Here is a 6,210-nt window from a genome sequence, read left to right as displayed (position 1 = left end):
GTGAGTACTTTCTGGGGGCAGCCATGGTCGATGTTCCTCTCATGAGAACCATCTGACCCTCTGTCATCGACTTCCGCATCTCGGGGGAACCTCAGTTGCGCAGCCGGCCGCAGATGCAGCGGCCAAGCAGACAGGTACGGCTTCTGCGCAGGAGCGTGCGGTCGAGTCCGGTGAGCGGGTCGAGGTTGTGGATGAGCGCACCGAGCGGGAGACGGTGTACGCGAATCCCGACGGGGCGACGTTCACGATGGAGAAGTCGATTGCCCCGGTGCGGGTGGCCAAGCTGGACGGCGGATGGGCGACTCCGGACGCGACACTGGTCGAGCGGACGGACGGCTCGATCGGTCCCAAGGCGGCCGCGATGGACCTGTCGTTCTCGCCGGGCGGCAAGGGCACAGATCTGGTCACGATTGGTGAGGACGGGCGTTCGGTGACGCTGGGCTGGCCCGGCACGTTGCCGGCCCCGCACCTTGAGGGCAGTCGGGCCGTTTACGACGACGTCCTGCCCGACGTGAACCTGATCATGACCGCAACGGTCGAGGGCTTTCGTCAGGTCCTGGAGGTCGAAACGGCACAGGCCGCGGCGAACCCGGCACTGAAGAGCATCGCCTACGACCTTAAGGCCGAGAACCTCACCCTTAACCAGGGGCCTGGTGGGGGAGTGGACGCCGTCGACGGTGACGGCAACACACTCTTCCGCTCCCCGGTGGCGCAGATGTGGAACTCCGCTGGCGATGCGTCAGCCCTTGCCGCTGCTGGGGCGAAGCTCTTCACCGCCCCTGCCGCCATGGGCAACGGCGTGACGGCGGCTGCCGATCCGGTGCCTGCAGGTCCCGAAGAGGAAGGGGACCCCCTGGCCGGTCCCGGAGCTGGCGACGAGTCGGCCGTCCTCGACCTCGCGATCGGGGACGCTTCGGTGACTGTCACTCCTGACGCGGACCTTGTGGCGGCCACCGCAAGTGACGAGTTCCCCCTCTATATCGATCCGTCGGTCGAGCTGAACGAGTCCGAGCGCACGGTGCTCTCCTCGGACGGCGACACCTTCTACAACTTCGACGGCGGCGACAACGGGATGAGCGTCGGCAAGTGTGGCCAGGCGGTCATCAACGGCATCTCGTACTACTGCGGTAACGGCTATGTGAACCGCATGTACTTCGAGTTCGCACCCACGAAGCTGGCCGGCAAGCATGTCCTGGACGCCACGTTCTCCGTGACCGAGACCTGGTCGTTCTCCTGCGATGCCCGCTGGGTCGACCTCGAACGCACGAACAACATCTCCAGCACCACGAAGTGGCCAGGCCCCACCAAGCTGGACCAGATGGGCGACCGCTACGTCTCTGCAGGACGCGGCAGCAACTGCGCCCCCTCCCAGCCCCGAGCTCAGATCAACTTCAACGACAACCCGGACGAGAGCGACGAGAACCTGACCGCGACGGTGAGGAGCTTCGCCGCTGGCAACATCTCCCGGCTGACCCTCATGCTGATGGCGAAGCACGAGGACGACGCCATCGCCTGGAAGCGGTTCGACGACGACGCGGTCCTGAGCGTCGACTACATCGGCACCCCCGCCAAGCCCACCAACATCGGCGTGGACAGCGCGGCCTACATGGCGGGCCCGGATGGTGTGCTCCCGCCTCCGAGCCAGACCTGCGCGACAAGCGAGTCGGCCCCGGCCATCAAGAGCAGCCCGACGGTCACGCTGACCGCCACGCCGCAGACGGCCAAGGGCGGAGAGAAAGAGGCCAGGCTCCGCGTCTACTTCGACGTCGACCAGAAGAGCGGATCCACCTGGACGGACACCCCCGACCTGGACGGCTCCGTCTATCCGTCGACCGGATACGTAGGCGACGGAGTAGAGATCCCCATGCGCTGGTCCGGCCTCAAGGACGGCACCCTCTACCGCTACCAGGCATGGACTTGGGCCTACAACGGATCCACACATCTCCTGACGAGCTCGGCAGCCCGCTACTGCTACTTCAAGGTCGACACGACCGCACCCAAACCACCGACCATCAAGATCAATACCCCATACACCGCATGCGCGACGGTATGCGAAGCCCACGGCGCGCCCGGGGTGAAGGCCTCGTTCGCCGTCGGCCCTGGCACCGGTGACACGAACGCGAAGTACCAGTACCGCCTTTCCACGGATCCGGCCGGAAAGTGGTCCGAGCCGGTGACCGGCAACACCGTCACCATCGCGGTCACGCCGACGGTGTCCGGAGAGAGCATCTTCGCGGTGCGCGCGATGGACTACAACGGATGGGGCGACGAAGCACATATGAGCTTCAAGGTCGGCCATGGCGCAGACGCCATCGGGAACTGGAACTTCCTTGAGCAAAGCGGCCCCGCACTGGACACGTCCCCGTCCCCGTTCGCGAGCGAGCACAGCGCAACCCTGCAAGCCGGGGCTGCCCGTACGGACAAGGGACGGCGCGGCGACGTGACCTGGACCAAGTCCGACGGCTCGACGGGCCGAGGCGACAAGGGCATGCAGTTGGATGGCGCCACAGGCTACGCCTCGACCTCGAAGCAGATCCTGTCGACCGACACGTCGTTCACGGTGGCCGGCTGGGTCCGGCTTGAGGGAACGGCACACAACTACGCCATGATCAGCCAGGACGGCGTCAACCGCAGCCCCTTCAGCCTCGGGTTCGACCAGCCGTCCAAGAAATGGTCCTTCCGCGCAGTGAATGCCGATGCCCCGGCCGACGGCACCTGGTCGTACGCGAAGGCCGCGTCCGTGAACCCCGCAGCTACCCATGTATGGACCCACCTGGCAGGTGTGTTCGACGCAGGGGACCCCGATGCAGGCGAAGCTTCGACGTTGAGCCTGTACGTGAACGGCGTCCTGCAGAGCACGGTGCCGTACGCGACACCATGGGCTGCAACCGGCCCGCTGCAGATCGGCCGCATGCGGTGGTCGGAGACCTATACCGACTACTTCCCCGGCGTCATCGACGAAGTGAGCGTGTGGCAGTCAGCCCGGTCCAAGAACCAGATCGCCAGCGATGCCTCACTGCGCGACGCATCGGGCAAGCCGTTCGTGGAACTCGTCGCCGACTGGAAGCCCGCCACCACCACAGGATCGAAGATCTCTGACGGGTCGGACTCTCACTACGGGCCGGAGCTGACCTTGTCGTCGGGGGTTTCACTGGCGCCGCAAGGCCAGACGCCGGAGGAACTGGTCTTGAACGGGACATCGGGCGCAGGTACGACGCCTGGTCCGTTGGTCGATGATTCCGGTTCGTTCACGGTGACCACAGAGGCAGCCGTCGATTCCGCTGGCCTTGCAGCCAAGCCTGTCGGATACCGGGCCCAGATCCTAGGCCAGCGGGCAGGAGCGGGCTCATCGTGGAGCCTGTGGTTCGAGAAGACTGGCACTGACACCCAGGTGGTCGTGGACGACGATGACCAGCCCATTCTCGACGAGAACGGCAACCCCGAGACTAAGACCATCCAAGTCGGGCGTTGGTACTTCGGCCGGCTGGCTGCCGACGGCACCTCCACGACCTCCGTCATGAGCAACGAGCTCGCTGTACTGGACACCCCAGTCCGGCTATCCGGCATCTTCGACGCGGAAACACAGTCGATCAGCCTCTATCTCGGAGCCAGCGAGATGGGGGACGGCAACACCCCGTTCACGGCGGCCGTCGGCAGCGGAAATGTGGAAGCCGGTAAGGGCGCATGGGGCAACTACTTGCCCGGGCGCATCAGCGATATCCGGATCTGGGCGGGCGCCATGAGCGACGCGAACCAGGTGGAAGAGACCGTCGGAATCTGAACCACCGTTTCCCGCACAAGGCAGGGGCACCACACGCATGGCGCCCCAGCCAGCCCCGCTCGCCGCAACATTGCCGCGCCCGCCGCGGCCGGAATCTCCTGGAGAGACGACACCACCATGCCCAGACCCTTCCTCGTCTACAGGGACAACAGCACACGGCCACGCCAAGCACGGGGCCGCGGACTGCGTATCCCACTTGTCGGAGCCCTGGCTCTGGCACTTTCGATACCTGCCGCGCTGACGCCGGTAGCTGCCGCCCAGAGTGCACTGGGCGCCCCCGCAGTCCCCAAGCCGGTGAGCAACCCAGTTACGCCGGTGACCACACCCGGTGCGAAGGCGGCACGGGAGCGGCTCGCGAAGAGCAGAGACGCCAACCACAAACGAGCTGCGCAGGCCAGCAGTGAGCGTTCCGTGAGCTGGCCCAACCCCTCCAATCACGCACGAAAGATCACAGCTACCCCCGACGGCGGCATCGTCAGCGTCACGACCCCGGACAAGCACCTGGGCAAGAAGGCTAAAAGGCCAGCGGCCGGCACCGCCACAGTCAAGGTGCTGGATCAGAAGAGCGCCCGTGCAGCCGGTGTTACCGGTGTCGCGTTCACCGCTGCCGTCCAGACCCCGGGCGTGGCAAAGATCAGTGTCGACTACACCTCGTTCGGCTCTGCCGTGGGCGGGAACTGGGCCGGTCGCCTGGGCCTGGTGACCCTGCCCGCCTGCGCCCTGACGACCCCGGACAAGGCCGAGTGCCGCAAACAGACTCCGGTCGCCTCGCGCAACGCTCTGGCCGAGCAGACCGTCACCGCACAGGTGAACTTGCCCGCAGCTGCACCAATCGAGATGGGCAACGCGAGCAAAAGCGCTGAGGCAACAATCCGCCCGGCAAGTCCTACGGTGTTCGCTCTGACTGCTGCGGCGGAGCCCCCGGCATCGGCCACGGGTGACTACAAAGCCACATCCCTGGCCGCCTCTTCCACCTGGGAAGCTGGTGCCTCTTCCGGGGCGTTCACCTGGAACTACCCAATCACGTTGCCCCCGGCAGCGGCTGGCCCCGCGCCCTCGCTGTCGCTGTCGTACAACTCGGGCAGCGTTGACGGGCGGACCGCGAACACCAACAACCAGGGCTCCATGCTTGGCGAGGGCTTCGACCTGACCTCGTCATATGTCGAGCGCCGCTACGGCTCGTGCGACGACGACGGGCAGAGCGACAAAAAAGACCTGTGCTGGAAGTTCGAGAATGCCTCGCTCGTCCTGAATGGGCAGTCGAACGAGCTCGTCAAGGATGACGACACCGGTGTTTGGCACCTCAAGAACGACGACGCCAGCCAGGTCGTCCACAAGGTCGGTGCAGACAACGGCGACGAGGGCGACGACATCAGCGCCGACGGCAAGACCGGCGACGGGAAGGGTGAGTACTGGGAGGTCATCACCAGCGACGGCACCACCTACACCTTCGGCCAGAACAAGCTGAAGGGAGCCGGAGCGCAGCGCACCAACTCGGTGTGGACCGTCCCGGTCTTCGGCGACGATGACAAGGAACCCGGCTACTCCTCCGGCACCAGCTTCGCCGACCGCGCCCAGACACAGGCCTGGCGCTGGAACCTCGACCAGACCACAGACATCCACGGCAACGCCTCCACCTACTGGTACACCGCTGAGAAGAACAACTACGCGCAGAACGGCGACAAGACCGCCCCCGCGGCGTACACTCGCGGCGGTCATCTCGACGAGATCAAGTATGGGCAGCGCGCCGACAGCTTGTTCACCGGCGTTGCGTCAGGAAAAATCACCTTCACCTACAAGGAGCGTTGCTTCACCGATTGCACGTCCTTGACGGAGGACACCGCCGATAACTGGCCCGACGTGCCGTTCGATGCCATCTGTTCCGCGTCCGAGACAGACTGCAAGGCCACCGGCCCCTCGTTCTTCACGCGCAAGCGGCTCACTAGCATCGACACCTTTGTCTGGTCGACCGCTGCCGAACCCGACGCCTTCAAGCCCGTCGACAGTTACGCGCTGACGCAGGAGTACCAGGACGGCGCCGATATCGGCAACAGCTCCGACCAGAGCCTCGTCCTCAGAAAGATCCAGCGCACCGCGAAGAACGGCGATCCCATCAAGCTGGATCCTGTTGATTTCGAGTACCAGATGCGTGCGAATCGCGTCTACAGCAGCAGCCAGAACGCCCCGCGGATGAACCGACCCCGCCTGCAGTCCATCACCTCCGAGACCGGCGCGATCACCACGGTGACCATGTCGGAGCCGGAGTGCGTGATCGGCAGCAACATGCCCAAGGCCGAGGACGACAACGCACTGAACTGCTACCCGGTCATCTGGCTGAAGTTCCCCCCGCGGACTGGACAGCGGGTGTTTACGCTGCCGGGGCGAGGTTCTGCCTGAGCAGGGATCTCGTTTCGAGCGGGGTGACGTAG

General features: G+C 65.3%; 2 protein-coding genes. Both read left to right on the top strand.

Translation table 11 applies throughout. The annotated features are described in order from the left end of the window. The first annotated feature begins 187 nt into the window (after window positions 1-187). Complete coding sequence (locus ABZ564_RS32520) at window positions 188-3,781, top strand: LamG domain-containing protein (protein ID WP_360863078.1); 3,594 nt, start codon at window positions 188-190, stop codon at window positions 3,779-3,781. A 411-nt stretch (window positions 3,782-4,192) separates the two neighbouring features. Beyond that, window positions 4,193-6,178: a SpvB/TcaC N-terminal domain-containing protein gene (locus tag ABZ564_RS32515; RefSeq protein ID WP_360863076.1), complete on the top strand. Its 1,986-nt coding sequence runs from the start codon at window positions 4,193-4,195 to the stop codon at window positions 6,176-6,178. The last annotated feature ends 32 nt before the right edge of the window (window positions 6,179-6,210 follow it).

Source organism: Streptomyces sp. NPDC019224, from assembly GCF_040632605.1.
Classification (GTDB): Bacteria; Actinomycetota; Actinomycetes; order Streptomycetales; family Streptomycetaceae; genus Streptomyces.
The sequence above is the reverse complement of the archived record's forward strand: the minus strand, read 5'-3'. Positions and strand labels throughout refer to the sequence as shown.